General features: G+C 72.3%; 24 protein-coding genes. 19 read left to right on the top strand and 5 right to left on the bottom strand.

All coding sequences use genetic code 11. The features are described from left to right. The first annotated feature begins 126 nt into the window (after positions 1 to 126). From IE185_RS15715 to IE185_RS15735, 5 genes are all read left to right on the top strand, one after another. Positions 127 to 1,812, top strand: coding sequence for a ribonuclease J (locus IE185_RS15715; RefSeq protein WP_138893850.1), 1,686 nt, complete (start codon positions 127 to 129; stop codon positions 1,810 to 1,812). A gap of 88 nt (positions 1,813 to 1,900) precedes the next feature. Continuing rightward, entirely contained in the window at positions 1,901 to 2,629 is a 729-nt protein-coding gene (locus IE185_RS15720; RefSeq protein ID WP_138893849.1) for a polyamine aminopropyltransferase, read from the top strand. 70 nt (positions 2,630 to 2,699) lie between these two features. After that, a complete protein-coding gene (locus tag IE185_RS15725; protein WP_138893848.1) occupies positions 2,700 to 3,989 on the top strand; it encodes a D-alanyl-D-alanine carboxypeptidase family protein in 1,290 nt (429 codons plus the stop codon). Positions 3,990 to 4,105: 116 nt separating this feature from the next. Then, positions 4,106 to 5,323, top strand: a complete 1,218-nt coding sequence (locus IE185_RS15730) for an RNA ligase (RefSeq protein WP_138893847.1) — start codon at positions 4,106 to 4,108, stop codon at positions 5,321 to 5,323. 3 nt (positions 5,324 to 5,326) lie between these two features. Continuing rightward, the gene (locus IE185_RS15735) at positions 5,327 to 6,238 is read left to right on the top strand and encodes a phosphatase domain-containing protein (RefSeq protein WP_229843532.1); all 912 of its coding nucleotides are present in this window, start codon (positions 5,327 to 5,329) and stop codon (positions 6,236 to 6,238) included. 61 nt (positions 6,239 to 6,299) lie between these two features. Here IE185_RS15735 and IE185_RS15740 read toward each other — a convergent pair whose 3' ends face one another. After that, positions 6,300 to 6,635: an STAS domain-containing protein gene (locus IE185_RS15740; protein ID WP_167518841.1), complete on the bottom strand. Its 336-nt coding sequence runs from the start codon at positions 6,633 to 6,635 to the stop codon at positions 6,300 to 6,302. 176 nt (positions 6,636 to 6,811) lie between these two features. On the opposite strand from IE185_RS15740, the gene IE185_RS15745 reads away from it, so the two are divergent. The 9 genes from IE185_RS15745 (at position 6,812) to IE185_RS15785 (ending at position 15,225) form a co-directional block, all read left to right on the top strand. Then, positions 6,812 to 7,162, top strand: a complete 351-nt coding sequence (locus IE185_RS15745; protein ID WP_229843533.1) for a J domain-containing protein — start codon at positions 6,812 to 6,814, stop codon at positions 7,160 to 7,162. A gap of 27 nt (positions 7,163 to 7,189) precedes the next feature. After that, complete coding sequence (gene dnaK, locus IE185_RS15750) at positions 7,190 to 9,085, top strand: molecular chaperone DnaK (protein WP_189715351.1); 1,896 nt, start codon at positions 7,190 to 7,192, stop codon at positions 9,083 to 9,085. After that, the gene (grpE, locus tag IE185_RS15755; protein ID WP_138896857.1) at positions 9,082 to 9,726 is read left to right on the top strand and encodes a nucleotide exchange factor GrpE; all 645 of its coding nucleotides are present in this window, start codon (positions 9,082 to 9,084) and stop codon (positions 9,724 to 9,726) included. Before dnaK ends, grpE begins: the two co-directional genes overlap by 4 nt. Positions 9,727 to 9,803: 77 nt before the next feature. Continuing rightward, positions 9,804 to 10,256, top strand: a complete 453-nt coding sequence (locus IE185_RS15760) for a YbhB/YbcL family Raf kinase inhibitor-like protein (protein ID WP_138896856.1) — start codon at positions 9,804 to 9,806, stop codon at positions 10,254 to 10,256. A gap of 115 nt (positions 10,257 to 10,371) precedes the next feature. After that, entirely contained in the window at positions 10,372 to 10,626 is a 255-nt protein-coding gene (locus IE185_RS15765) for a hypothetical protein (RefSeq protein ID WP_138896855.1), read from the top strand. Positions 10,627 to 10,671: 45 nt separating this feature from the next. After that, positions 10,672 to 11,823, top strand: a complete 1,152-nt coding sequence (locus tag IE185_RS15770) for a CapA family protein (protein ID WP_138896854.1) — start codon at positions 10,672 to 10,674, stop codon at positions 11,821 to 11,823. A 118-nt stretch (positions 11,824 to 11,941) separates the two neighbouring features. Continuing rightward, positions 11,942 to 12,133 (top strand): putative ATP-grasp-modified RiPP, encoded by a 192-nt coding sequence (gene tgmA / locus IE185_RS15775; RefSeq protein WP_138896853.1) that lies wholly within the window; start codon positions 11,942 to 11,944, stop codon positions 12,131 to 12,133. A 19-nt stretch (positions 12,134 to 12,152) separates the two neighbouring features. Further along, positions 12,153 to 13,091, top strand: coding sequence for an ATP-grasp ribosomal peptide maturase (gene tgmB / locus IE185_RS15780; RefSeq protein ID WP_138896852.1), 939 nt, complete (start codon positions 12,153 to 12,155; stop codon positions 13,089 to 13,091). Between the two features lie 85 nt (positions 13,092 to 13,176). After that, entirely contained in the window at positions 13,177 to 15,225 is a 2,049-nt protein-coding gene (locus IE185_RS15785) for a transglycosylase domain-containing protein (RefSeq protein WP_138896851.1), read from the top strand. Positions 15,226 to 15,370: 145 nt separating this feature from the next. Here the strand turns inward: IE185_RS15785 and IE185_RS33160 are convergent, their stop codons facing one another. The 4 genes from IE185_RS33160 to IE185_RS15805 form a co-directional block, all read right to left on the bottom strand. Next, a complete protein-coding gene (locus IE185_RS33160) occupies positions 15,371 to 15,763 on the bottom strand; it encodes a hypothetical protein (RefSeq protein ID WP_229843535.1) in 393 nt (130 codons plus the stop codon). Positions 15,764 to 15,891: 128 nt separating this feature from the next. Further along, entirely contained in the window at positions 15,892 to 16,509 is a 618-nt protein-coding gene (locus IE185_RS15795) for a hypothetical protein (protein ID WP_138896850.1), read from the bottom strand. Between the two features lie 205 nt (positions 16,510 to 16,714). Continuing rightward, positions 16,715 to 17,191 (bottom strand): DUF5709 domain-containing protein, encoded by a 477-nt coding sequence (locus tag IE185_RS15800; protein WP_138896849.1) that lies wholly within the window; start codon positions 17,189 to 17,191, stop codon positions 16,715 to 16,717. Positions 17,192 to 17,285: 94 nt separating this feature from the next. Then, positions 17,286 to 19,712: an ATP-binding SpoIIE family protein phosphatase gene (locus tag IE185_RS15805; protein ID WP_229843536.1), complete on the bottom strand. Its 2,427-nt coding sequence runs from the start codon at positions 19,710 to 19,712 to the stop codon at positions 17,286 to 17,288. Positions 19,713 to 19,968: 256 nt separating this feature from the next. On the opposite strand from IE185_RS15805, the gene IE185_RS15810 reads away from it, so the two are divergent. The 5 genes from IE185_RS15810 (at position 19,969) to IE185_RS15830 (ending at position 24,538) form a co-directional block, all read left to right on the top strand. Continuing rightward, the gene (locus IE185_RS15810; protein WP_167518997.1) at positions 19,969 to 20,136 is read left to right on the top strand and encodes a hypothetical protein; all 168 of its coding nucleotides are present in this window, start codon (positions 19,969 to 19,971) and stop codon (positions 20,134 to 20,136) included. A 65-nt stretch (positions 20,137 to 20,201) separates the two neighbouring features. Further along, positions 20,202 to 20,498 carry a hypothetical protein gene (locus IE185_RS15815; RefSeq protein WP_138896558.1) on the top strand — a complete coding sequence of 99 codons (297 nt, stop codon included), beginning with the start codon at positions 20,202 to 20,204 and terminating at the stop codon, positions 20,496 to 20,498. Between the two features lie 51 nt (positions 20,499 to 20,549). After that, positions 20,550 to 21,008, top strand: coding sequence for a CBS domain-containing protein (locus IE185_RS15820; protein WP_138896559.1), 459 nt, complete (start codon positions 20,550 to 20,552; stop codon positions 21,006 to 21,008). Between the two features lie 144 nt (positions 21,009 to 21,152). Beyond that, positions 21,153 to 22,463, top strand: a complete 1,311-nt coding sequence (locus tag IE185_RS15825) for an ATP-grasp domain-containing protein (protein ID WP_138896560.1) — start codon at positions 21,153 to 21,155, stop codon at positions 22,461 to 22,463. Between the two features lie 29 nt (positions 22,464 to 22,492). Further along, positions 22,493 to 24,538, top strand: coding sequence for a CocE/NonD family hydrolase (locus IE185_RS15830; protein WP_138896561.1), 2,046 nt, complete (start codon positions 22,493 to 22,495; stop codon positions 24,536 to 24,538). Positions 24,539 to 24,560: the final 22 nt, after the last annotated feature.

Consider the following 24,560-nt stretch of genomic DNA (forward strand, 5'->3'; position numbering starts at 1 on the left):
AGACGGGTGACAACCGCGGACCGCATGGTTACGCAGCGGCACGGCAACCCACTCGGGTGTTCCGGTGAACCTGCTGGGTCAACCCGTAAAGGATCTGCGGCGCGGCCTCGGGTAACGTCACAAGCTATGAGCCATCCGCATCCCGAACTCAAAGCCGCCCCTCCCCTGCCCGCCGGAGGGCTGAGGGTCGTCGCCCTGGGCGGTCTGGGGGAGATCGGCCGCAACATGACCGTCTTTGAGCACGCCGGCAAGCTGCTCATCGTGGACTGCGGCGTGCTGTTCCCCGAGGAGACCCAGCCCGGGGTGGACGTGATCCTCCCCGACTTCACCTCGATCCGCGACCGTCTGGACGACGTCGTGGCAGTCGTGCTGACACACGGCCACGAAGACCACATCGGCGCTGTCCCCTACCTGCTGCGCGAACGGTCGGACATTCCCGTCGTCGGCTCGAAGCTGACGCTGGCGTTCCTCGAAGCCAAGCTCAAGGAGCACGGCATCAGGCCGCGCACCGTGCGCGTGCGTGAGGGCGACCGGCGGGGGTTCGGCCCCTTCGACTGCGAGTTCGTGGCGGTCAACCACTCCATCCCGGACAGTCTCGCCATCGCGATCCGAACGCCCGCCGGGATGGTGCTGCACACCGGTGACTTCAAGATGGACCAGTTCCCGCTGGACGAGCGGATCACCGATCTGCGGGCCTTCGCCCGGCTCGGCGAGGAGGGTGTCGACCTCTTCCTCACCGACTCGACGAACGCCGAGGTACCCGGCTTCACCACCTCCGAGCGCGACCTGAATCCCGCGATCGAGCAGGTCATGCGTACGGCCCCGAGGCGGGTCATCGTCTCCAGCTTCGCCAGCCACGTGCACCGCATCCAGCAGGTGCTGGACGCCGCTCACCAGCACGGCCGCAAGGTCGCCTTCGTGGGCCGGTCGATGGTCCGCAACATGGGGATCGCCCGCGAACTCGGGTACCTGAAGGTGCCGTCCGGGCTGATCGTGAGCCTGCGGGAACTGGAGAAGCTGCCCGACAACAAGATCACCCTGGTGTGCACCGGTTCGCAGGGCGAGCCCATGGCCGCGCTGTCCCGGATGGCCAACCGCGACCACATGATCCGCATCGGCAAGGGCGACACGGTCCTGCTCGCCAGTTCCCTCATCCCGGGCAACGAGAACGCCATCTACCGGGTGATCAACGGACTGACCCGGTGGGGCGCCCACGTCGTCCACAAGGGCAACGCCAAGGTGCACGTCTCGGGGCACGCAAGCGCCGGCGAGCTCGTCTACTGCTACAACATCGTCAAGCCCCGGCACGTCATGCCCGTGCACGGCGAATGGCGCCACCTGCGGGCCAACGGCGACCTGGCCATCCGTACCGGCGTCGACCCCGACCGGGTGGTCATCGCCGAGGACGGAGTCGTCGTCGACCTGGTCGACGGGCGCGCGTCCATCACGGGCAAGGTGCCGGCCGGTTACGTGTACGTCGACGGCATGACGGTCGGCGGCGCCACCGAGGCCTCGCTCAAGGACCGCCTCACCCTCGCGGAGGAGGGCGTCGTCACGGTCGTCGCGATCGTCGACGCCGACACGGGGGCGCTGGCCGAGGTTCCGGACTTCCTCGCCCGGGGCTTCGTCCACGACGACACGACGTTCGAACCGGTCGTTCCCGTGATCGAGAAGGTCCTGGCCAAGGCCGCCGAGGAAGGCGTCGGAGACGCCCACCAGCTCGAACAGCTCATCGCCCGCGCGGTGGCGTCCTGGGCGTTCCGCACCCACCGCCGCAAGCCCCTCATCATCCCGGTCATCATCGACGCGTGACAGGGCGGTCCGCTCCGGCACCCGGGACGCCGCCGTTCGCGTCCCGGGTGCCGGAGCGGACCCGAGGAAACCGAGGAAGGGGAAACGCATGGGTGCGCGCTTCGAGGAGCTGGACTGGCGCCCGACCCCGCTCGGCGAGATCAGCCTGCGAAGGCGGCGCGATCCGGAGTCGGGCACCGACGTGTACGAGGTGAAGCTCGGCGACGAGTTCCTGATGTCCAGCCTGTTCACGGCCGGCGAGACGGCACTCACCCGGCTCGGCCTGGCGAAGCTGCCGGACACCGGGCTCGACGTCGCCGTGGGCGGGCTCGGCCTCGGGTACACCGCCCAGGCGGCCCTGGACGACCCACGCGTGCGCGCGCTGGTCGTCGTCGACGCGCTGGGGGAAGTGATCGACTGGCATCGGCGGGGGCTCGTACCGCTGGGCTCCCGCCTGGCGGCGGACCCCCGGTGCCGTCTGGTCCAGGGCGACTTCTTCGCCATGGCCGGGGACCCACGCGGCCTGGACCCCCGGGTGCCGGGCCGCCGGTTCCACGCCGTCCTGCTGGACGTCGACCATTCGCCGCGCCATGTCCTGCACCCCCGGCACGCGGCGCTCTACCGGCCGGACGGGCTGCGCGCCCTGGCGGACCGTCTGCACCCCGGCGGCGTCTTCGCGCTCTGGTCGAACGACCCGCCCGACGACGGGTTCCACTCCGCGCTCGTCGAGGTCTTCGCGGAGGCCGAGGCCCACGTCGTCGACTTCCCCAATCCGCTGCGCGGGGGAACGTCGTCCAACACCGTCTATGTGGCGAGGCGTCACCCCGGCACCACCTGAGGGCCGGCCGGGTTCGGCCGGTCGGCCCAGCGGCCCTGCGCGTGCGGCGGTCCGTTTTTACGCTGGTCACATGATCACCCTGTCCAGTGTTCGCGGGGCTCTCACCGGTGCGGCGTCCGTTCTCGGTGCCCTGGCCCTCCTGCCGCCAACGGCCGCGGCCGCCCCCCTCGACGATCCCCTGCCGCCGCCGCGGCCCGCGTCCGTCGGCAAGGCCCTGTTGCACCGGATGGGCACCCACGTACGCCCAAAGCCGGGTGCGCCCGCGCTGCCCCGGGAGGTGTCCGCCTTGTCGTGGCTGGTGGCGGACGTGACCACGGGCGACGTACTGGCCGCCCACGACGCCCACCGGCGGCTGCCGCCGGCCAGCACCATCAAGACCCTGTTCGCGCTCACCGCCCTCCCCCGGCTCTCCGGCACGGCGCTGCACACGGTCACCCCTACCGAACTCGCCGCCGTGGGCGAGGGCAGCAGCCTGGTCGGCGTGAATCCGGGACACACCTACCGGATCGCGGATCTGTGGCGGGGCGTCTTCCTGAGTTCCGGCAACGACGCCGTCCACGTGCTGGCGGAGCTGAACGGCGGCTGGAAGGCCACGGCGACGCAGATGCAGGCCAAGGCCCGCTCCCTGGGCGCGCTGGACACCCATGTGGTCTCGCCGGACGGGTACGACGCCCCCGGCCAGGTGTCCTCGGCGTACGACCTGGCCGTCTTCGGGCGGTCCGGGCTCGCCGACCCGCAGTTCGCCCAGTACGCCGCGACCGCCGCCACGCGCTTCCCCGGAGGCACACGCCGGGACGGCACGCCCACCTGGACGTTCGGCATCCGCAACACCAACCGGCTGCTGACGGGCAGCGACGGGGTCAAGCGGTACCCCGGCATCATCGGTCTCAAGAACGGCTACACCACCCGCGCGGGGCACACCCTGATCGCCGCAGCGCAACGCGACGGGCGCCGCCTGCTGGTGACGGTGATGAACCCGCGACGGGGCGGCGGCCGTGCCGTGTACGAGGAGGCCCGGTCCCTGCTCGACTGGGGCTTCGCCGCCGCCGGGCGGGTCCACCCGGTCGGATCGCTGCAGCCGTCGGCCGTACCCCAGGACCCGCCGGCCACACCGGCGCCGGCCGCGCAGGCGGCCGCGCTGCACCGGGAGGAGACCGGCTCGGGCATGGCGTACTCCTGGCTGGGCTCCCTCGTCGGCGCGGCGTGCCTGACGGCGGGCGTCATCCTGTGGACGCGGGGCGGCCGCCACCGGCCCGCGTACGCCGACCGGTTCGCGTCGGCTCTGCGGCCGCTGCGTGACCGGGCGCTGCGGGGCCGGCCGCGCCGCCCGCGGCCTCCGTCCCGGCCCGGGCCCTCGTAGCACCGTCCCCTCCGCCCCCCCTCTGACCTGCGCGGCCCATCGGCGGCCCGCACTTATTCGGTGTCGGCCGGTCCCTCCCCCACGAAAGAATGGAGCATCAGAAACCGGGAGGGACCATGAGCCAGGCGTACCTGACTCTGCAAGAACTGCTGCCGCCGGCCGCGTTGGCGGCCGCGCTCGACGCCGGGCACGTCACCCGCAAGCCGCACCCCGAGCTGCCGCTGTCGATCTACACCTACACGCGGACGTGTCAGTACGAGCGGATCTGGAACGAGGTGACGACGCGGTGCCGCGGGCTCGTGGCCGACGACGCCACGGGCGAGATCGTCGCGCTGCCGCTGCCGAAGTTCTTCAACGTCGGTGAGCACGAGGCCGGTCAGCCGTACGCGCCCGCTCTGCCGGACGAGCCGTTCGAGGTGTACGACAAGGTCGACGGCAGCCTCGCGGTGGTCTTCCACTACGCCGGCCGCTGGCGGGTCGCGTCCAAGGGTTCCTTCATCAGCGCCCAGGCGAGGTGGGCGCAGCGCCGGCTCGACGCCCAGGACACGTCGGCGCTGTCGCCGGGCGTGACGTACCTCGCGGAGATCGTGTACCCGGAGAACCGCGTCGTCGTCGACTACGGCGACCGCAGGGACCTCGTGCTCCTCGCGGCGTTCGGCCGGGACGGCACGGAGATACCCGTCGCGGAGGCCGGCGCGGCATGGAAGGGCGTCGGGTCGGTGGTCACGGTGTGGCCCGCCGTGCCCCTCGCCGACCTGATCGCGCTGGCCGAGGCGAACACGCTGCCCGGCGGCCGGTCCGCGACGGGGACCGACGCCGAGGGCTTCGTGCTGCGCTTCGCCTCCGGGGTGCGGGCGAAGGCCAAGCTGTCCGAGTACGTACGGCTCCACAAGGTGATGACAGGCGTCACCGAGCGGGACATCTGGCGCGGCCACGGCATCCAGCGGTTCGCGGGGATGTCCGCGAAACGGCTGGCCCAGGGCCTGGGCTGCTCGCGCGCCGAGCTCGGGGGCATCACGGCGGCGGGCGGACGGCCGCTGGACGCCCTGCTGGAACAGGTGCCGGACGAGTTCGACGCCTGGGTGCGCGGGGTGATCGCGCGCCTGGAGGCCCAGGCGGCGGCGCTCGAAGCCGCCATCGACGAGGCGTTCCGCGAGCTCGCCGCTCTGACCGGCGACCGGGCCGCTTTCGCCCGCGCCGTCAAGGAACTGCCCGACGCGCGGATCCGGGCCGCCCTGTTCCTGCGGCTCGACGGACGCCCGACGGACCTTGTCGTGTGGCGTGCCGTGCGGCCTGAGGCGGCCGACCCGTTCAAGACCGACGAGGAGAACTGACCCGTGCCCGTAGTACATGTCATGACGGGGCTGCCCGCGTCGGGCAAGACGACCGCCGCGCGCGAGCTCCAGGCCGAGGCCGACGGCCGGATGCGCCGGGTGAACCTCGACGACCTGCGGGCGATGCTCGACCTTCCCGCGGCCGAGCGCAGGTCGTGGGCGCACGAGCAGACGGTGCTGGCGATCCAGGACGCCGCGGTGCGGGCGGCCGTCGACGGCGGTTTCGACGTGGTGGTCGACAACACCCACATGACGCCGCACATCCCCAAGCGGCTGAAAGCGGCGGTCGCGGGCCTGGCCACGTTCACCGTTCACGACTTCACGGACGTACCGGTCGAGGAGTGCGTACGCCGCGACGCCGAGCGGGACAAGCGCGTCGGCGAGGAGGTCATCCGGATCCTGGCCGACAAGCACGCGCAGGTCAGGCGGGGCGGATGGCGGCTCACCGACGCGTGGCTGAACGACGAGGCGCCCGTCGAGCCGTACGTGCCCGACCCGTCGCTGCCGGCCGCGGTGATGTGCGACATCGACGGCACGCTCGCCCTGACCGGGGACCGCGGGCCGTACGACTTCACCCGGTGCGAGGTCGACCTGCTCAACGACGCGGTACGGCGGGCGCTGCACGCGTTCCGGCGCGCCGACAACGACGTGATCGTGCTGCTGTCCGGGCGCGGTGAGGAGTACCGCGCACAGACCGAGTCGTGGCTGCGGCGGTACGACGTGCCGTACGACGAGCTGTGGATGCGCCCGGCGGGCGACGGGCGCCGCGACGACGTGGTGAAGGCCGAGCTGTTCGACCGGCACGTGCGTCATCGGTACGCGGTGCGGGTGTCTCTGGACGACCGCGACCGTGTGGTCGCCCTGTGGCGCCGCATGGGACTGCCCACGTGGCAGGTCAACTACGGCGCTTTCTGACAGATCGCCCGCCCGGCAGCGGCGGCGCCTCGCCGGAGTCCGGCGAGGCGCCGCCGCCCGCCTACCGGGCCTCGGCCCGCTCGGGCTCGATCGTGAACGCGCCCCCGGTGTGGGACAGCCGCAGGAGCCGGGCCACGGCGCGCGGGACGGCGCACAGCCGCAGGTCGGCTCCGCCGGCCTTGGCCGCCCGGGCCGCACCCAGCAGCGCGTTGAGCCCCGAGCAGTCGCAGAACGTCAGGCCCCGGCAGTCCACGAGGACGCTGCGATGGCCGGCCACGGCCGCCTGCACGGCCTGCCTGAGATCCGGCGCGCTGACGACGTCGAGGTCCCCCGCCAGGGTGATCCGGCAGCTGTCGGGGCCGGTGGCGTGAACACCGACCAGGAACGTGTCGTTCACGGCGCCCCCTTCGCTCACGATGCGGGGTGGACCGGTGGGCCTGTCTCCAGGGAACGCCCGACCGGGCGCACTGTCCACCCGTCGTACGCCTTGACAAGCGGGTCGGCACGTTCTATCCAGGATTCTGAAGAGGGTTTCCTCCATCTCCGCAGGTCAGAGCGGGGGAGGTGAGGGCAGTGGCAGGGCTGGGCCCGTCCGGCCGCGCACCCGGCCCCTACGCGGTACTGGGCGTGGAGCCGACCGCTTCGGCCGGGCAGATCACCTCGGCGTACCGCGGGCTCGTGCGCGCGCTGCACCCCGACGCCGGTCCGGCCGACTCGGAGGCGGGCGAACGGTTCAGGGACGTCGTGGCGGCGTACACGACTCTGCACGACCCCGTCCTGCGCGCGGCGTACGACGACGCCCGGCTCGGTCCTGGCCGCGGCGGGGGCGCGCGCCCGGTGCGAGTGAGGCTGCGCCCCGCTCCTGCGCCCCGGTACGACGAGCCTCCGCTGCGAGTGGGCCCCACCCGGTGGAGCGCGGGGTGAGCGGATGAGCAGGGTGAGGAGAAGGCAATGGCACGTGCAGTGGGTATCGACCTTGGTACGACGAACTCGGTGGTCTGCGTCCTGGAGGGCGGCGAGCCCACGGTCATCACCAACACCGAGGGGGCCCGGACGACGCCTTCGGTGGTCGGTTTCGCGAAGAGCGGCGACGTCCTCGTGGGTGAGATCGCCAAGCGGCAGGCCGTCACGAACATCGAGCGCACGGCGCGGTCGGTCAAGCGCCACATGGGCGAGGCGCAGTGGCGTTTCCCGGAGCGCGGCGACATCGACGGCAAGCGCTACACCGCCCAGGAGATCTCCGCACGCGTGCTCCAGAAGCTCAAGCGGGACGCGGAGAGCTACCTGGGCGAGGACGTGACGGACGCCGTCATCACGGTTCCGGCGTACTTCAACGACTCCCAGCGCACCGCGACCAAGGAGGCCGGGGAGATCGCGGGCCTGAAGGTGCTGCGGATCATCAACGAGCCGACGGCCGCGGCGCTCGCCTACGGCCTGGACAAGGAGAACGACCAGACCATCCTCGTGTTCGACCTCGGCGGCGGCACGTTCGACGTCTCGCTGCTGGAGATCGGTGAGGGCGTGGTCGAGGTGAAGGCGACCAACGGCGACACGCACCTGGGCGGGGACGACTGGGACCAGCGGATCGTGGATCACCTGGCCAAGCAGTTCAAGAACGCGTACGGCATCGATCTCTCCCAGGACAAGATGGCCACCCAGCGGCTGCGGGAGGCCGCCGAGCGGGCCAAGATCGAGTTGTCGGCCGCGACCGAGACCAACATCAACCTGCCGTACCTGAGCGCGTCGGCCGAAGGGCCGCTGCACCTGGACGAGAAGCTCACGCGCTCGCAGTTCCAGCGGCTGACCGCCGACCTCCTGGAACGGTGCGAGGCGCCGTTCCACAACGCGGTCAAGGACGCGCGGATCGAGCTCTCCGCCATCGACCACGTGATCCTCGTGGGCGGCTCGACCCGGATGCCGGCCGTGACCGAGCTGGTGAAGGAGCTCACCGGCAAGGAACCGCACAAGGGCGTCAATCCCGACGAGGTCGTCGCGATGGGGGCCGCGCTGCAGGCCGGTGTGCTCAAGGGCGAGGTCAAGGACGTCCTGCTCCTCGACGTCACGCCGCTGTCCCTCGGTATCGAGACCAAGGGCGGCATCATGACGAAGCTCATCGAGCGCAACACGACGATCCCGACGAAGCGCTCGGAGGTCTTCACGACGGCCGAGGACAACCAGCCGTCGGTGCAGATCCAGGTCTTCCAGGGCGAGCGCGAGATCGCGGCGTACAACAAGAAGCTCGGCGTGTTCGAGCTGACCGGTCTGCCGCCGGCCCCGCGCGGTCTCCCGCAGATCGAGGTCGCCTTCGACATCGACGCCAACGGCATCATGCACGTGACGGCCAAGGATCTGGGGACGGGCAGGGAGCAGCGGATGACCGTCACCGGCGGTTCGTCGCTGCCGAGGGACGACATCGAGCGGATGGTCCGTGACGCCGAGCAGTACGCGGAGGAGGACCACAGGCGCCGCGAGGCCGCCGAGACGCGGAACCGGGCCGAGCAGCTCGTCTACCAGACGGAGAAGTTCCTCAAGGACAACGAGGACAAGGTTCCGGGTGACGTGAGGAGCGAGGTGGAGACCGCGGTCGGCGAACTGAAGGAGAGGCTCAAGAGCGAGTCCGCCGAGGGCGACAGCACAGCGGAGATCCGTACGGCGGCCGAGAAGGTCGCGGCCGTCTCCCAGAAACTCGGCCAGGCGATGTACGCCGACGCCCAGGCCCAGGGCCCCGCCCGGGGGGCCGAGGGGGCCACGGGGCCGGGCGACGGCGGAGCGCGGGCGCGGGGCGAGGACGAGGTCGTCGACGCGGAGATCGTCGACGACGACAAGCAGCAGGGAGGCGCGGGATGAACCGCCCGACCGGCAGGGCCGGCCACCGGGCGCCGTCGCTGGAGCTCGTCCGGGACGGGCGGCACAGTGGCGGCTCCCCCGGCGCGTTGCCGAAGCACGCCGCGCGGCCGGAGGAACCGGCCCGGCGGGCCGCCGGCGGGCCGGCCGGACCTGGCCCGGGCGACGCGCCGCGGCCCTCCCGCGAGGAGGCGCTCGACGCCGAACTGCGGGAGCGCACCGCCGACCTGCAACGGCTGAAGGCCGAGTACGACAACTACCGCAAGCGGGTGCGCCGCGACCGGCTCGCCGTCCGCGAGATCGCCGTGGCCAACGTGCTCGGCCGGCTCCTGCCGGTGCTCGACGCCCTCGCCGGGGCCGCCGAGCAGGGCGAGGTGACCGACGGCCTCGCGCGCGTCGACCGGGCGCTGCGGGCGGAACTGGCGGCCCTGGGGCTGGAGTCGTTCGGTGCGGCGGGCGATCCCTTCGATCCTTCCGTGCACGAGGCCGTCTCGTACCGGCGTACCGACACCGTCGAACAGCCGACCTGCACCGCGGTTCTCCGGCCGGGCTACCGGGTCGGCGGCCACCTGCTGCGGCCCGCTCAGACAGCGGTCGCCGAACCCCTCGCGGGCCCGCCCGGGGCGGCAGGGCCACCGGGGTAGAGCCGTCGCTGCGCCACCCGGTGCATCTTGCGGACGGGCTCGCCGGTGGGGCGCCGGGGCGGGGTAGCACTTCGGGCATGGCCGGTATCGAGCTCAGGAGTTCCGCGTTCGACGACGGTGCGTTCATCCCGCGCCGCTACGCCAAGGAAGGTGACGACGTCTCCCCCGACCTGTCGTGGTCCGGCGTGCCGCAGGGCACGGCGGAGCTGTTGTTGCTGTGCGAGGACCCCGACGCGCCGTCGGGCACCTTCGTGCACTGGATCGTCACGGGCATCGACCCGGCGTCCGGCGGCGTGGCGGAAGGGCGGACGCCGGAGGGCGGGCAGCCCCTGATGAACGGTTTCGGCGAGTCGGGCTGGGGCGGTCCACTGCCCCCTCCCGGCGACGACGCGCACCGCTACGTCTTCCGTGTGTACGCGCTCCCGGAGCCCGTCGAGCTGGCCGACGAGGTGGGCGCCGAGGACGTGCACGCGGCGGTGGACGGGCGGCAGCTGGCCGAGGGCACCCTGGTCGGCCGCTACCGGCGCTGAGGCACCGGGCCCGGCCGGCCGGTGGAGGACGATCACGTACGCTGAGCCGGGCGCCGGGTCGGCACCGCCACCCCGGCCACCCCTCTCACCAGCGACTTCAGGATGGAAACAGTCCATGGGAATGCTGATTGCCATCGGTGCGGGCATCTTGGCCGTAGTGGTCCTCGGCCTCGTCGTCACGGTGATCCTGGTAGCACGCAACCGCAGGAACGCCGCTCCGGCACCCGTGTACGGCGGGTACCAGCACCAGCATCCGGCGCAGCGGGCGCAACCGGGCCCGCCCTACCCCCAGGCTCCGCAGAACCAGCCCGACCAGCCGCCGTACCAGCCCCATCCGTACGCGCAGCAGCCTCCCTACCCGGGGCAGTGAGGCGGGGGCGAGCGGCCCGGTGAGGACGGGCCCCGCGGTGCGAGAATGGGCCGCGTGGGCCGTACTCCCGTGACGCTCGCGCTGAGCGGCGACGTGATGACGGGCCGGGGCGTGGACCAGATCCTTCCGCACCCCGGCGACCCTGCGCTGCGGGAGGGGTACATCCGCGACGCCCGTGACTACGTCGCACTCGCCGAGGCCGCCCACGGCACGGTCCCCGGGCGGCCGGTGGACTTCACCTGGCCGTGGGGCGCGGCGCTGGACGTGATGGACGCCGTGGCGCCGGACGCCCGCGTCGTGAACCTGGAGACGAGTGTCACGACGAGCGACGATTTCGCCCCCGGCAAGGCCGTCAACTACCGGATGCACCCGGACAACGTCCCGTGTCTGACGGCGGCGCGGCCCGATGTGTGCGTGCTCGCCAACAACCACGTCCTGGACTTCGGCCGCCGCGGCCTGGAGGAGACCCTGGACGTCCTGCGCGCCGCCGGTCTCACCTCCGCCGGGGCGGGACGGGACGCGGCCGGGGCACGGCGGCCGGCGGCCGTCGCCACGCGGGGTGGCGGACGGGTGCTCGTGCTGTCGTGCGGGACGGCCTCCAGCGGGATTCCGGCGCGGTGGGCGGCCGGGACGGACCGGCCGGGCGTCGACTTCCTGCCCGACCTCTCCCGGCGCACCGCGGACGCCCTCGTACGGCGGCTGCGGGCCGTGCGGCGGGACGGCGATCTGACGGTCGTCTCGATCCACTGGGGGTCGAACTGGGGGTACGCCGTGCCGCCCTCCCAGACCGCCTTCGCCCGACGGCTCGTCGACGGCGGCGTGGACGTCGTCCACGGCCATTCCTCGCACCATCCGCGCCCGATCGAGGTCTACCGGGGCAGGCTCGTGCTGTACGGCTGCGGAGACCTCGTCGACGACTACGAGGGCATCAGGGGCTACGAGCGGTACCGGGACGACCTGCGTCTGCTGTACTTCCCGTCGCTCGACGCGCGGACGGGCGAGCTGACCGGTCTGCGCGTCGCCCCGCTGCTGGCCCGCCGGTTGACACTGCGCCGCGCGCCGGCGGCCGACGCCGACTGGCTGTGCGAGGCCCTGACGAGGGCGGGGCAGCCGTTCGGGACGTGCCTGGAGCCCGAGCCCGGCCCCGAAGGTTTCCTCAGGCTGCGGCCGCCCGCGGCGGATCGCAGGGTTTCGTAGGGCGGCGTAGGGCGGCGTACTGACGCGGATCACATCGCCGATGCTGAATCCTCGGCCTTGCCCGTGCGTACAGCCCTCTGTACACCGCTCGATGATCAGGCGACGAGGAGCCCGTTCCATGCGACCGTTCGTGTTGCACTACGCCCAGCAGAACACGGTGCCGGACGTACCGGTTCCGTACGACTACAGCAGCGCGCTCCAGCTCAACCTGCTGCCCGACGGGCGTCCCGCCATCAGCGACCGGGCCCTCCTCCTGTCCGTCGGCACCACCACGTCGACGGCGGGCTCCCAGACGCACTTCGACGACTGACCGTCCGGCGCGTTCCGCGATGACCGTACTGATCCTGACGTGCCACCAGGACGTCACGACGGACATGGTGGTGGCCGGACTGCACGAACGGGGAGTCCCGCTGGTGCGCCTGGACCCCGCCGGTCTGCCCGGCGACGCCGGTCTGTCGGCCGAGTACGTACGGGGCGACTTCCACTGCCACCTGTCGGTCGACGGGCGGGTGGTCAGCTCCGAGGCGCTGCGCTCCATCTGGGTACGGCGGCCCGGCGAGCCCGCGGCGCACGCCGATGAGCCGTCGCGCTGGCTCACCGCCGAGACCGGCCAGGCGCTGTACGGCGTGCTGTACTCCACCACCGCGCGGTGGATGAACCACCCCCGCCAGGCGGAACAGGCCCGGCTCAAGCCCTGGCAGTTGCGGTTCGCCCACCAGAGCGGCTTCGCCGTGCCGCCCACCGTCGTCACGACCTTCCCGCGCGTGGCCGAGCAGTTCGCCGCGCAGTACGGCACGGTCGTGGTGAAGTCCCTCTCGGGGCCCCCGCGCGGCGACCGCGCGATCGCCCTGCCCACCGCCCTCGTCGAGCCCGGCACGGACTTCGGCGGCGTCACGGCCTGCCCCACGCTGCTGCAGCGGTACGTGCCCAAGCGCGCCGACATCCGGCTGACGAGCGTCGGCGGCCGGATGTTCGCCGCCCGGAAGGCCGCGGCGGCCGGGCAGGTCGACGGGCGCTACGGCGACACCGGCAGCGCCTGGGAGCCCGTCGGTGTGCCCGACCGCATCGCCCGGGCCGTACGTGAGTACACCGACCTGGCGGGGCTCGCGTTCGCCGCGTTCGACTTCGCCGAGGACGCCGAGAACGTGTGGTGGTTCCTGGAGTGCAACCAGGGCGGGCAGTTCGGCTTCGTGGAGCTGGAGACCGGCCAGCCGATCGCGGGCGCCGTGGCTGACTGGCTGGCCCGGCCGGCCCCCGGGGCCTCCTGAACGGTGGGTGGCCTTTCCGCGTAGTAGGGAGCGGCAGGGTGACCGTGATCGTACAGAAAAGGGGCGAGCATCTGTGATGCGTCGAATGGGACGGAACGTGGGGGTGCCGCCGCGCCGGCTTTCCGGCATCGGCCGGCGGTTGCGCGTCGATTACCCGCGCCGGGGCCGTCGCGGCCTGGCACGGCTGGTCCCGTCCGGGCGCCAGCTGCTCGCTCTGCTGCTGCTGTGCTGCGGCACGGTCGCCACCCTGGTCGCCTACGTGTACTCCACCGTGCGCATCGAGGACGTGAACGCCTCCGCACGCGCCGAGGCCACCGTGTACTACTGGGCCGACGGCACGCAGATGGCCGTCGTCGGGGCGGTCAACCGGCAGGCGGTCCCGCTGTCCGACATCCCGCCCTCCCTGCAGAACGCCGTGATCGCGGCGGAGAACGCGGACTTCTACAGCGACCCGGGTTTCTCCGTCGCGGGCGTGGGCCGGGCGGTGGTGAACATGGCGCGCGGAGGGCAGGTCCAGGGCGGCTCGACCATCACGCAGCAGTACGTGAAGAACACCTACCTGACGCCGGAACAGACCGTGGACCGCAAGCTGCGCGAACTGTGCCTGTCGGTCAAACTCTCCCGCTCCCTGTCCAAGGCGGAGATCCTCCAGGGGTACCTCAACACCAGCTGGTTCGGACGCAACGCCTACGGGGTGCAGGCAGCCGCGAGGGCGTACTACGGCATGGACGCCAGGGACCTCGACCCCGGCCGCGGCGCGCTGCTGGCGGCGCTGCTCAAGGGGGCGCAGGACTACGACCCGTCCCTGGGCGAGGCGAACCACCGCCGGGCGGAGGCGCGCTGGCGCTACGTCCTGGACCGGCAGGTGGAGCTCGGTCACATGTCGCGGCAGGAGCGGGCCAAGTACACCGTGTTCCCGGAGCCGCGCCGGCAGTCCGTTCCCACCGGCCTCTCGGGGCAGACCGGTTACCTGGTGGACGTGGCGAACAAGTACATCGCGCAACGCACCGGGCTGACCGCCGAGGACCTGGGGCGCGGCGGGTACCGGATCCGTACCACCTTCGACCGCGACAAGGTGGAGCGGCTGCGGCAGACCGTCGACAGTGTCACGGCACGCACACTGGACCCCGAACGCCGGAGCACCGACCGCGACGTGCAGGTCGGCGCCGCGTCGGTCCGCCCGGGCGACGGAGCGGTCCTGGCGCTGTACGGCGGTCCCGACGCGACCCGGCACTTCACCAACAACGCCGACACGGCGGGCGTGCCGGTCGGTCCGGCCTTCAAACCGTTCGTCCTGGCGGCGGCGCTCCAGCACGGTGTGCGGTCGGCGGGGAACGCCGTGCCCCCGCCGCCGGTGTCCACCGACAGTTTCTACGACGGGACGGGGGCACTGGTTTCCGGGACGCCGTTGTCGCCCCAGGAGCGGACGGGCGCCGGCACCGGCCCGTTCCCGGGCGGTGTCCTGCCCTTCGCCACCGGTCTTCCCACCCTGCGCGAGGCGCTGGTGGGGGACGGCGACAGCGTCTACAGCCGCCTCGGCGAGGACGTCGGCCTGGCGAAGGTACGCGATCTCGCGGTCAGCACGGGCCTGTTGCCGCAGAGCATGGCGCCCCTGGAGCGGCGGTTCTCCGCCGGCACCTCCACGCCCAGCGCCGTTCGGATGGCCGACGCATACGCCACCTTCGCGCAGGACGGCGAGCGTACGGACCCGTACTCGGTCACGTCGGTCACCTACCGGGGCACACGCCTGGAGGGGCTGGAGCGGCCGCCCGGCCGGCAGGTGCTCGACACGGAGGTGGCCCGCGAGGTGTCGCGGGCGATGCGGGACGTCGCGGTGGACGCCCTGGAACCCGGCACACTGCGCGCGCTGGGGCCGGTGGCCGCCGGGCGGACCGGCGACGACGACCGGCTGCGGGCCGCGTGGTTCGTCGGCTACACCGAGGAACTGTCGACCGCCGTGACCGTCTTCCGGACCCGGCCGGGCGAGGCCGCCCTGCTCCCGTTGTCCGGAGCGGGCGGACCGGGCGTGGAGCGGGGGGACTTCCTGCCGCTGCGGGTGTGGTCGTCGTACATGGCGGGGACCCTGCCGGGAGCGGACGGTGCCGGCACGGGGGCGTCCGCCGCGGCCCGGTAGGCCGGGCAGCGGCACACTGGTCGCCCGCGCGACCGCACACGACGAAGGGGGCCGGCGTCCCGGGACGGACGCCGGCCCCCTTCCGTCCGCGCGGGTGGTGCGGGGCGCCCCACCACCGGCGCACGGCCCTGTACGTGGGCGGTGTTCACCTCTGCGCGGCGGTGCCCGCTCCCACCGGGGTGTGCGACGACGGGGCGGCGTGCTGCGGGATGGAGGCCACCGGAGCGGTCTCGCTCAGGTGGCCCACGTGCGGCCTGGCCCGGTCGGCGGCGGGAGTGCCGGTGAGCGCGGCGGGCGGCGGACCCGGTGGAGACACCGTGCTCTTGCGCTCGTCCGGCGCGTTCGCGACCGACGACCAGGTACGCAGCCGGTGGCTGGCCGCCTCGTCGAGCGTCACGGGCGCCCCGCGCTGCTCGGCCAGCCGGCTCGCCTCCCGGCCGAGCGCGGCCACGTCGTCCCATCGCAGGGTCAGCACCACCGAGAGCTCGGCGCCGCCGCCGGGGAGACCTTGCATCATCGATTCCACGCGATCAGTCATGTCCGCTCCTGTCGTCGACACAGAGACGTTTCGCCACACCTGGCTCGGGCGCAGGTAGCCCGTAGTACGCACGGTGTGGGCGGCATGTTCAGCGCGTGTTCGAGGCTTGCCGGTCTTCGCGCGGTCCGTTACGCGCCCACGGCGGACGGCGCGGCGGCCGCCTCCTCGTTCGCACCGTCGTTCCTGACGGCCCGGTAGTACACGGACTTCTGCTGCTTGGTCCGCTCGCTCTGGTTCTTGGCGACCGAGGCCTCCAGCGCGTTGCGCACCACGGTGACACTGAGCGTGCGTCCGGGGTGTGCCTCGGTCAGTTCCTGGGTGACCTCGGCCGCCGAGCGCGGTTCGTCGTGCTTGGCGAGGACGGCTACGACGAGTTCACGCAGCGGGGGCGCGGTACGGCCCGCCTTCGCCACGGTGCTCGCCGGCGCCGTCCCACCGGTGCGCTCGGCGGTGCGCTTGGCGGCGCTCTTGTCGTCCGTGGACGCCGCCTTCGCGCGCCTGGCACCGGGAACCGTCGGGGCGGCGGTCCTGGTCTGCCTGACCTGCTTGGTCTTCCTCGCCGCCGGTGCGCCCAGGGCCGCGCGCATGCTCACCAGCAGTTCGTGGTCCTTCTCCAGCGCCTCGAGCCGGCTCCGCAGAGCGTCCACCTCGGACCGGATGCGTTCTTGTTCGGCGGTGTTGCGCTCCAGGTCGGCGTCGACCTGGCCGGCGTACTGGGACTGCAGCGAGGGGTTGTCCTCTGCCATGACAGCTCACTTTCCTTGCACGACTGTTGGGGGCGGATGCTACTCACATCTGTCGTCCACGCAGAACCACGTGCGTGCCACCATTCGACATCACCCCTGCGTATGGTGTCGAGCAAGGCGCCCGGTTTCACTCGGTGCAGTGCCATCAGCCGTGGCATCTCCGCGCGTCGGACCGCCTGTTGTGCCGTGCCGTCGGACCGGCGGACTACAACACCTCGTCCTCGTCCGCCGGCGGCTCGACGTGCATCGCCGCCTCCTCGGCAGACGCCGCGCCGCCGTCGATGCCCACGTCCCGGCCCAGTACGCCGATGTTGCGCCGCGGCGCCTCCTCCGCCACCGGGGCGATGCGGCCGGCGCGGGTGTCGGCCGCCTGCTCCTCCAGGGGTTCGCCCTCACCCCCGGGCAGGTCACCCACGTCGTCGCCGTCCGGCGGGCGTACGTCGGGGGTCTCCTGGGCCAGTCGTTGGTCGAGGGACTCACCCTCGCGCTGCTCCTCACCCGTGGTGCCGTGCTTCGTCACCCCCAGGGCACGCTCGGGCGGCGAGTACCCCTCGTCCAGCATCTCGTCCAGGTCGCGTTCCCCGATCGCGTTCTCGAGGTCGAGGTCGTCGGTCGGCCGGTTCTGCGCGTCGGAGTTCTCGGGCTGGTACACGTCGTCGCCGCGCGCGGCTTCCTCGGACATGCGCTGTTCCTTTCCCGCGGGGTGTCTGCTCCTTGTCCGGGCATCTGGGTACCCGGCCGTAACGGCGCCACACTGTTTCGCCGACATTTCGCCCTCATGAGGAGCCCGGCAGCGGCTGTTCCGTCCAGATGGTCTTCCCGTGGCGTGTGTACCTGCTGCCCCACCGCTCGGTGAGCTGCGCGATGAGGAAGAGCCCGCGTCCGCCCTCCTCCGTGGCCCGTGCGCGGCGCATCCTGGGCTGCGTACTACTGGGGTCGGACACCTCGCAGATGAGTGTCGACGTACGGATGAGCCGGAGTTCGACCGGGCCGCCGCCCGCGTACCGGATGGCGTTGGTGACCAGCTCGCTCGCCACCAGTTCGGTGGTGAAGGCGAGTTCGTCCAGTCCCCAGCGGGACAGCTGGCGCACCACGAGGGCGCGGGCGTCGGCGACCACCGCGGGGTCCGGCTCCAGGACCCACCGCGCACTGTCCTGCGCGGACACCGCCCGGGTGCGGGCGAGCAGCAGTGTCACGTCGTCCGACAGCGGGCTCGGGGCCAGGTCCGCCACCACCTCGCGGCCGACGTCCCGCAGCGGGCGGTCCAGGGCGTTCGCGGTGGTCAGCCGCTTCTTGAGCGCCGCCATTCCCTCGTCGAGATCGGCCCGCGGCCGTTCGACCAGGCCGTCGGTGTAGAGCGCCAGTACGCTGCCCGGTTCGATCTCCAGCTCCACGGGCTCGAACGGCAGTCCGCCGACGCCCAAGGGCGGGCCGGGGCTGACGTCGACGTACCGGGCGGTCCCGTCGGGGGCCAGCAGGGCGGGCGGGGGGTGCCCGGCGCTCGCCATGGCGCACTGCCGGGAGACCGGGTCGTACGTGACGTACAGGCAGGTGGCACCGAACGAGTCGTAGGCGCTCTGCGGCGTGGAGCCGGCCGCGCCGTTCTCGTACGTGCTGCTCTCGATCGTCAGCTGCGAGACGAGGTCGTCGAGGTGGGTGAGCAGCTCGTCGGGTTCGAGGTCCAGGTCGGCGAGGGTGCGCACGGCGGTCCGCAGCCGGCCCATCATCGCCGTGGCCTGGAGGCCGTGGCCGACGACGTCTCCGACGACGAGGGCGACCCGCGCGGACGACAGCGGGATGACGTCGAACCAGTCCCCGCTGACTCCTCCGGCCGCGTCCGTGGGGTGGTAGACGCTGGCGCTCTGGACCGCGGCCGTCTCGGTCGTCGTCGGGGGCAGCAGGCTGCGCTGGAGGCTCACGGAGGCGTGCCGCTCGCGCGCGTACCGGCGCGCGTTGTCCACCACCAGGGCGGCGCGCGAGGCGACCTCTTCCAGCAGGGCCAGGTCGTCGGCGCCGAAGGGGCGGCGTCGGCCCGTGCGCCACGCCGTGACCCGGCCCAGGAGCTTGCCGCGCGCCCGCAGGGGCGCGCTCATGCCGGAGCGGACGTCGAGCCCGGGCACCGGAGGGGGCATGGGGCCGGGCGCGCCGTCGGTGTCGTCCGGCCCGTGGCCGGCGGGGCGCGGCCAGACGTGGCCCCTGGGGGCTTCGCTGATGTCCACCCGCAGGGCCCCGCCCACCCGCGGAACGATCTCCTGCCGGTCGGCCGTGCCCGCCACGGCCGACCGGCGCAGCACGTGGTGCCGCTGGTGGGCGGGGCCCGGCTCCTCGTGGGCGAACACGGCTTCCGCGATGTCGACGGCCGCCAGGTCGGCCAGTACGGGAACCAGCACGTCGGCCAGGTCCTGTGTGGTCTCGGCGACGGACAGCGAGTTGCCGAGGACGGCGGTGGCGCGGTGCAGGAGGTCGAGGCGCTCCTGGGCGCTCCGCTGGTCCGTGACATCGGTGAACAGGGCGGTGACGCCCATGACCCGCCCGTCCGGCTCCTGGAGCCGGAACGCGGACAAGGCCATGATGCGTCCCGTCCCCGGTTCGATCCGGGTCCGTACGAGAGCGTCCATGGACACCAGCGGCGTCCCGGTGGCGAGCACGTCGCGCAGGCGCTCCTCGATCACGCGCGCGTCCTCCGACCAGAGGAACTCCGCGAGGCGCAGGCCGCCCAGGTCGTCGGGCAGGCCGGTGTACGGGAGAAGCTGCGTGTTCGTCCGCACCAGGCGCAGTTCCCGGTCGAACATGGCGAAGCCGACCCGCTCCTGGAGGAACAGCTCCTGCATGAAGGCGTGGTCCTGCCGCCACCGCACCACCAGTGGCCACGGCGCGCCCAGGAGGAGGAAGCGCGAGGCACCGCGGTCCTGCTGTTCCGGGGCGAGCGGGAGCACCCGGAACACGATGTCGGACTCCCCTCCCCCGGCCTCGCGCACCGCGACCCGGCCCTCCCACACGGGACCGTCGCGCCGTGCCATGATCCCGGGCCAGCCGGCGGGGTCGGCCAGCAGCTCCGGGAGCCGCCGCCCGCAGAGGTCCTCGGCCGGGCGGGTCAGGAGCGTCTCGGCCGCCGGTGTGCAGCCGAGGATCGTCCCGGCGCCGTCCACCAGCAGCCCGGCGGCGTTGCCCGCGTCGAGGGGATCTTCGTTGCTGCGAGCCATGCGCACGCGCACCCCCGGGATCGGCATCTCATCGGTCCTGGTCCGGCCGGACGATCGGCACCCTTCTTGATGCGTGGCCGTCATCGGTGTCCTGGTTCTCTTGATCAGGCTATCGACCACCCCGGGCGTTCGCCTGCCCGGCGGGCGAAATGACCGGCCAATGGCCCAGCGCGCCGAGGGCCGCCGGGGTGCGGCCGCGGCGGCGCTGTGTGAGCCTGGCCGCGAGACGACGCCGTGACGACCGAGGGAGTGGGCCGTGAACCAGCTCGGAGAGAAGCCGGAAGAGGTCCGCAAGCAGCTGGAGGAGGAGAAGCGCCGGGCCCGTGAGGAGGAGCGGAAGGCCGCCGAGGGGACGTCCGGCCCCGGGGAGCGGTCCGGCCGGCCGGAGGACGAGGCGCGCGCGGACGACCGCGACCAGGGCTGACACCCCCGTCGTACACCCTGTTCACGCTGGTCGCGGATGCGGCCACAGATGCGAGACTTGGAAACATGGACTGGGCTTCATGGACGACGCTCGGTGTGCTGACGGGCCGCGGCGGGGTGCTCACCGAAGAGGTGGGTGTACTGACCGGTGACCTGACGGTGCACACCACATGGGCCGACGGCGAGGCGCGGATCGCCGTGCAGTACAGCGGGTCGGCGGACTGGTTCACCATGGCGGGCAGTCCCGTGCCGTCGCCCTCCGAGGCCGACAGCCGGAACCTGCACGACGCCGTGGTGGCGGCGGTCCGGGCCGGCGGCGCCGCCACTGTGCCCTCTCCACCCCACAGCTCCGCGGCGCAGTGACGCCGTCGCTCTCACGGCCGTAGGGGCTGCGCTCCGGCAAGGAGAACGGCCATGCTCGCCCGTGATCTCGCGGAAACCTACCCCCACATATCGGTCGACGCCGACGCGGTGGACGCGGCGCGGCTGCTCGCCGGGAACAAGCTGCCCGCGCTGCTGGTGGTCGACTCGGACCAGCGGCCGTACGCCATCGTGCCCGGCTCCCAGCTCATCAAGCAGCTTGTGCCCGACTACCTGCTGGAGGAGCCGCTCCTCGTCTCCGTGATCGACGACCGGCACCTCGGCGAGGTCACGGAGAAGATCGCCGGGCTGACGGTCGGCGAGTGGCTGCCGCCCCGCAGGTATGCGCCGCCGGTGGTCGGGCCCGACGCCGGTCTGCTGCAGGTGGCGGCTCTGATGGCCCGTACGCGCAGTCCGCTGGTCGCGGTGGTCGAGCGCGACGGTGACGAGGTCCGGCTGCTGGGGGCCGTCACGGCGGCCTGTCTGATGTCCCGTCTCGTCAGCGGGTCGTGACCGTCCGGCGGCTGTCCGGACCGCGCTCTCACCGGCGGAACGCGACGGCTCGCGGCCCCGCCCGTCGAATGTCCCCCGTACTCACGATGTGTGAGAAGCGCCTGACGAGGAAGGCGATCGGGACGAGCCGACGAAGGAGAGTCAGTGAGCGACCGCAAGAACATATTCGTGCTGGGCCTGGACGAGGCCAACCTGCCGACCCTGCGCGCCGTGCCCGACGTGGAGGACTACGCCTTCCACCCGCTTCTGACCATCGAGGAGCTCCAGCACGGCGAGGTGTCGGTGGCGGACCTGTTCGAGAAGGCGCAGAAGGTGCTGGACGGCTTCGACGGCAGCATCGACGCGATCGTCGGTTACTGGGACTTCCCCGTGAGCACGCTCGTGCCGATGCTCGGCGAGCGGTACGGCACCCGCAGCACCGGCCTGGAGTCCGTGGTCAAGTGCGAGCACAAGTACTGGAGCCGGCTGGAACAGCAGAAGGTCGCCGACGAGCATCCGCGTTTCGGGCGGGTGGACCTGGAGACGGACGACCCGCGCCCGCCCGAGGGCGTGAACTTCCCGATGTGGCTGAAGCCCGCCCTGTCGTACTCCTCGGAGCTGGCCTTCGGCGTCAAGGACCAGCAGGAGTTCCGGGAGGCGGTCGACGAGATCCGCAAGGGCGTCGCCCGGGTGGGCCGGCCCTTCGAGTACATCCTCGACCGGCTCGACCTGCCCGAGGAGATGGCCGGGGTCGGCGGTCAGGTCTGCCTGGCCGAGGAGGCGCTGTCCGGCATCCAGGTCGCGGTGGAGGGGTACGTCCACAACGGTGAGGTCACCGTCTACGGCGTCCTCGACTCGATCAACTACCCCGACTCCTCCAGCTTCCTGCGGCACCAGTACCCGTCCGCCCTGCCCGAGCCGGTGGTGCGCCGGCTGCACGACGTGTCGGAGCGTGTGATGCGGCAGATCGGCATGGAGGCGGCGACCTTCAGCATCGAGTACTTCTACGACCCGCAGGCCGACGCGATCAACCTGCTGGAGATCAACCCCCGGCACTCGCAGTCGCACGCCGAGCTGTTCGAGTACGTCGACGGCGTCCCGAACCACCACTGCATGATCAGTCTCGCGCTGGGCAAGGACCCCGCGCTGCCGCACCGGGCGGGCCCGTACAAGGTGGCCGCCAAGTGGTACTACCGGTGGTTCGCGGACGGTGCGGCGCGTCAGGTGCCCACCCCCGAGGACATCGAGCGGATCGAACGGGAGATCCCGGGCGTCCGGGTCGACGTGGTTCCCGAGGAGGGGCAGCGCCTCTCGGACACCCCGCAGCAGGACAGCTACAGCTACGAGCTGGCCCACATCTTCACGGGCGGCGACAGCGAGGAGGAACTGCGGGAGAAGTACGACCGCTGTGTGGCGGCCCTGAACCTGGTCTTCGACGAGACCACGCCGGGCGGGCGCGACCAGAAGAACGTCTGAGGACCCGAGGGAAGGAGCGGCCCAGCCGTATGCGTTTCGTGAGCAATCTGCCGCACGCGACGAAGGAAGAAGAGCACGTCGTCGTCCCCATGTCCGACGGCACCCGCCTGTCGGCCCGCGTCTGGCGTCCGGTCTCCTCGGACGAGGAGCCCGTGCCGGCGGTCCTGGAGTACATCCCGTACCGCAAGCGCGACCTGACCGCGGTGCGCGACTCGATCCACCACCCGTACATCGCGGGCCACGGCTACGCGTGTGTGCGCGTGGACCTGCGCGGGACCGGCGATTCCGAGGGCGTGCTGGCCGACGAGTACCTGGAGCAGGAGCAGGCCGACGCGGAGGAGGTCCTCGCCTGGCTGGCCGAACAGCCCTGGTGCGACGGCTCCACCGGCATGATGGGTATCTCCTGGGGCGCGTTCGCCGCCCTCCAGACGGCGGCCCGGCAGCCGCCGAGCCTGCGCGCGGTCGTCATCGCGTCGTTCACGGACGACCGGTACGCCGACGACATGCACTACATGGGCGGCGCGATGCTGTCGGACAACCTCGCCGAGGCGGGGACCATGTTCGCGTACGCCACGTGCCCGCCGGACCCGGCGGTGGTCGGCGACCGCTGGCGCGACATGTGGCACGAACGGATGGAACACACCCGCCCCTGGGTCCTGGAGTGGCTGCGCCACCAGCGTCGCGACGACTACTGGCGGCACGCCTCGGTCTGCGAGGACTACACGGCCGTACGCTGCCCGGTGCTCGCGTCCAGCGGGTGGGCCGACGGGTACTCAAACGCGGTGACGCGGCTGCTGGGGAACCTGGAGGTGCCGCGCAAGGGGCTGATCGGGCCCTGGTCCCACAAGTTCCCGCACCTGGGCGAGCCGGGACCCGCCATCGGCTACCTCCAGGAGGTCGTGCGCTGGTGGGACCACTGGCTGAAGGGCGTGGACAACGGCGTCATGGACGGCCCCATGCTCCAGACCTGGATGCAGGACAGCGTGCCGCCCTCGACGTCGTACGAGGAGCGGCCCGGCCGGTGGGTCGGCGAGCCCGAGTGGCCCTCGCCGCACATCCGCGCCGTCGCGCATCCGCTGCTGCGGCACCGCATCGTCACGCCGCAGGACGGCGCGGCCGGGCCTGCGGGAGACGATGCGGGTGACGCGATGACCGTGCAGTCGCCGCTGTCCGTCGGGCAGTTCGCCGGCAAGTGGGCGTCCTACAACGCTCCGCCGGACCTGCCGTACGACCAGCGCGAGGAGGACGGCGGGTCGTTGGTCTTCGACAGCGCGGTGCTGAGCGAGCCGGTCGAGATCCTGGGCTCCCCGACGGTCGAACTCGACCTGACCGTCAGCGAACCGGTGGCCACGGTCGCCGCCCGCCTGTCCGACGTGGCACCCGACGGCCGGGCCACCCGGGTCACGTACGGCGTGCTGAACCTGACGCACCGCGATGGCACGGGCGAACCCGAACCGCTGGAGCCGGGCCGGCGTTACCGCGCCACCGTGCAGCTCAACGGCGTCGCCCAGGTCTTCCCGCGCGGCCACCGCATCCGGCTCTCCCTGTCCACGTCGTACTGGCCGCTCGCCTGGCCGCCGCCCAGGCCCGTCCAGCTCAGTGTCCACGAGCGGTCGAGCACCCTCACGCTGCCGGTGCGCCCGGCGGACGAACCGGACGAGCTGCCGCAGCGCCCCTTCGGCGAGCCCGAGGGCGCCCCGCCGCTCGCCTCCACCCGGCTGTCGCCCCCCGAGCAGCGCTGGGAGGTCAAGCGCGACCTGATCGGGTACGAGTCCGCGCTGGAGATCGTGAAGGACCGGGGCACCGTACGGATCGACGACATCGGCCTGGACGTGGGCTGCCGCGCGTACGAGCGCTACACCGCCACCGCCGACGACTTCACCTCGGTCGGCGGCGAATCGGCCTGGACGATGCGGTTCCGGCGGGACGACTGGGACGTGCGGGTGGAGACCCGTACCGCACTGCGGTGCAGCGAGAGCGAGTTCTTCGTCGACGCGACCCTCGACGGGTACGAGGGCGAACGGCGGGTCTTCTCCCGCACGTGGAACGAGACCCTGCCCCGGGACTGGCTGTAACCGGTCCCCTCGGGGAGAGGTG

Origin of the sequence: Streptomyces chryseus (genome assembly GCF_014650755.1) — a bacterium.
Lineage (GTDB): Bacteria > Actinomycetota > Actinomycetes > Streptomycetales > Streptomycetaceae > Streptomyces > Streptomyces chryseus.

What these genes read in the sequence shown, in the direction of transcription:
- IE185_RS15715 (WP_138893850.1), top strand. Translation starts at nt 127, where the DNA reads ATGAGCCATCCGCATCCCGAACTCAAAGCCGCCCCTCCCCTGCCCGCC.
- IE185_RS15720 (WP_138893849.1), top strand. Translation starts at nt 1,901, where the DNA reads ATGGGTGCGCGCTTCGAGGAGCTGGACTGGCGCCCGACCCCGCTCGGC.
- IE185_RS15725 (WP_138893848.1), top strand. Translation starts at nt 2,700, where the DNA reads ATGATCACCCTGTCCAGTGTTCGCGGGGCTCTCACCGGTGCGGCGTCC.
- IE185_RS15730 (WP_138893847.1), top strand. Translation starts at nt 4,106, where the DNA reads ATGAGCCAGGCGTACCTGACTCTGCAAGAACTGCTGCCGCCGGCCGCG.
- dnaK (WP_189715351.1), top strand. Translation starts at nt 7,190, where the DNA reads ATGGCACGTGCAGTGGGTATCGACCTTGGTACGACGAACTCGGTGGTC.
- grpE (WP_138896857.1), top strand. Translation starts at nt 9,082, where the DNA reads ATGAACCGCCCGACCGGCAGGGCCGGCCACCGGGCGCCGTCGCTGGAG.
- IE185_RS15760 (WP_138896856.1), top strand. Translation starts at nt 9,804, where the DNA reads ATGGCCGGTATCGAGCTCAGGAGTTCCGCGTTCGACGACGGTGCGTTC.
- IE185_RS15765 (WP_138896855.1), top strand. Translation starts at nt 10,372, where the DNA reads ATGGGAATGCTGATTGCCATCGGTGCGGGCATCTTGGCCGTAGTGGTC.
- IE185_RS15770 (WP_138896854.1), top strand. Translation starts at nt 10,672, where the DNA reads ATGGGCCGCGTGGGCCGTACTCCCGTGACGCTCGCGCTGAGCGGCGAC.
- tgmA (WP_138896853.1), top strand. Translation starts at nt 11,942, where the DNA reads ATGCGACCGTTCGTGTTGCACTACGCCCAGCAGAACACGGTGCCGGAC.
- tgmB (WP_138896852.1), top strand. Translation starts at nt 12,153, where the DNA reads ATGACCGTACTGATCCTGACGTGCCACCAGGACGTCACGACGGACATG.
- IE185_RS15785 (WP_138896851.1), top strand. Translation starts at nt 13,177, where the DNA reads ATGGGACGGAACGTGGGGGTGCCGCCGCGCCGGCTTTCCGGCATCGGC.
- IE185_RS33160 (WP_229843535.1), bottom strand. Translation starts at nt 15,763, where the DNA reads ATGACTGATCGCGTGGAATCGATGATGCAAGGTCTCCCCGGCGGCGGC.
- IE185_RS15795 (WP_138896850.1), bottom strand. Translation starts at nt 16,509, where the DNA reads ATGGCAGAGGACAACCCCTCGCTGCAGTCCCAGTACGCCGGCCAGGTC.
- IE185_RS15800 (WP_138896849.1), bottom strand. Translation starts at nt 17,191, where the DNA reads ATGTCCGAGGAAGCCGCGCGCGGCGACGACGTGTACCAGCCCGAGAAC.
- IE185_RS15805 (WP_229843536.1), bottom strand. Translation starts at nt 19,712, where the DNA reads ATGGCTCGCAGCAACGAAGATCCCCTCGACGCGGGCAACGCCGCCGGG.
- IE185_RS15815 (WP_138896558.1), top strand. Translation starts at nt 20,202, where the DNA reads ATGGACTGGGCTTCATGGACGACGCTCGGTGTGCTGACGGGCCGCGGC.
- IE185_RS15820 (WP_138896559.1), top strand. Translation starts at nt 20,550, where the DNA reads ATGCTCGCCCGTGATCTCGCGGAAACCTACCCCCACATATCGGTCGAC.
- IE185_RS15830 (WP_138896561.1), top strand. Translation starts at nt 22,493, where the DNA reads ATGCGTTTCGTGAGCAATCTGCCGCACGCGACGAAGGAAGAAGAGCAC.